The 1396-nt window shown below is 42.6% G+C and carries 1 protein-coding gene and 1 pseudogene; both read right to left on the bottom strand.

Features of this window, described 5'->3' with window-relative positions; translation table 11 throughout:
* Nucleotides 1–77: 77 nt before the first annotated feature.
* Nucleotides 78–242 (bottom strand): annotated as a pseudogene (locus tag AC1DSB_RS19340) (DedA family protein); the annotation flags it as partial.
* 69 nt (nt 243–311) lie between these two features.
* Entirely contained in the window at nt 312–1394 is a 1083-nt protein-coding gene (locus AC1DSB_RS19335) for a metallophosphoesterase (RefSeq protein ID WP_477587420.1), read from the bottom strand.
* Nucleotides 1395–1396 lie beyond the last annotated feature (2 nt).

The raw sequence follows: 1396 nt of genomic DNA, 5'->3' as shown, positions 1-1396 counted from the left end.
GGTATATTTTTACTAATCATGCTTGAAAATATTTTCCCACCTATTCCGTCAGAAGTGATTTTGACGTTTGGTGGTTATATGACAACACCCATTTCCGTCATACTCGATTGCGTTGTCATATAACCACCAAACGTCAAAATCACTTCTGACGGAATAGGTGGGAAAATATTTTCAAGCATGATTAGTAAAAATATACCTATGTAGCCGTACTGGCTCATAATATCAGTAATCCAGTTTTCCATGTCCAGCCTCCAAGCAACAATTTCTTTCCAACTTCTATCGTAACAAGATTAATGGGCTTTTCCCAATATTTATTTCGACGATACTGTAATTTTGATTGACCAAAGCTCCGAACGCGAACCCAATCGAAGCGGCGGACCCCAAAACCCGAAGCCAGATGACACAAAAGCGTGCAACTGACCTTTAAGTTTATACCCATAATCAAGCTCAAATAAACGACGTGTGAATAAATGATTCGGCCACATCTGCCCACGGTGCGTATGCCCTGATACATGTACATCCACTCCGAGCTCAGCAGGCGTGTCTAAATCAAAAGGCGTATGGTCCATCACAAGCCATGGAAGCTCATTCAACTTTGGCTTCAAACTCTCCAAAGACTGTCGCTTCCCATTCGTCGCATCTTCCCTGCCCGTTACATAGAACGCATTTTCCACACAAATGGTTTCGTCCAGCAACATCCGGACGCCCGCTCCCTTCATTTCTTCCACAAGAAGCGGAATTTTACGTCCGTAATACTCATGATTTCCTACAACGCCGTAAACACCATATGTCACCTTCAACTGCCTCATGACCTCGGACATCCCGTCTTTCACAAACCAAATCGGATCATCATCCACCAAATCACCTGCAAGCAACACCACGTCCGGCTGCTCTGCGTTAGCCAAATTCACAAAACGCTGCAAGTGCTTTTTATTGGAAAGAAGACCTAAGTGAAAGTCAGATGCTAGTACCAACTTTAACTCGCGAAGCGAACCAGAATCCTTGTTGATATTTATTGTCTTATAGCGAACAACCGGTGAAAATGCCATATATGTCCCTGCGATGAAAATAATCAGAAAAATAAACGCCACGATGTTTCCTGTAATAAAAATCGTTTGCTTGGAAGGCAATATCAAATAAACAAGCGTTGCCAGAGGAAATAAAATCAAGCCGTACTGCATTACAATGAACCAGTACGACCCGATGATACTAAAATATTTAAGCCCATGGTTAAACTTGCCGATGATGTAGCCAAAAGCACAGACAAACCAGAAGAGACCAAACAACACGGGATGAACCGGCAGGGCCCACGTTTGGAGCCACTGATACGTGTTATAGCCAAAATAAAAAACAAGTAGTGTATAAATTGCTAGAATAAGAGTGCCCATACTGATAC

The sequence above is a fragment of the Paenisporosarcina sp. P4_E4_2 genome (assembly GCF_056401595.1).
This window is presented reverse-complemented; position numbering and strand designations above follow the sequence as displayed.